Below are 277 nucleotides of genomic sequence, written 5' to 3' on the forward strand. Positions count from 1 at the left end.
TGCATGGCCTGCATGCGGCGCAATTGCATGTGCTGCCGCAGCCAACCGGTGGGGCTGTCGATGATCTCGGCAAATCGCTGCATCTCGCGATGATACGCGGGACCCGGTTATTGGCCTACCGAACCGAAGATGTGCCGCGCGGCATCCTGCTGTGGCACGTCGCGGACCGGCCCAGCGCGCCCAGGGCGCCGCGGCAGGCCGTGCTCGACCATATCTATGTCGCCCCGGGCTGGCGCCGTCGCGGCATCAAGCGCCGCCTTGTTCGACGGTTCGAGGC

At 67.9% G+C, this 277-nt stretch carries 1 protein-coding gene; it reads left to right on the plus strand.

Going from position 1 to position 277, the window contains the following annotated elements:
- On the plus strand, nt 1-277 hold a 277-nt coding region (locus Q4528_RS13740; protein WP_303522120.1), incomplete at both ends, for a hypothetical protein.

The sequence above is a fragment of the Staphylococcus pasteuri genome (genome assembly GCF_030547725.1).
GTDB classification, from domain to species: Bacteria; Bacillota; Bacilli; order Staphylococcales; family Staphylococcaceae; genus Staphylococcus; species Staphylococcus pasteuri.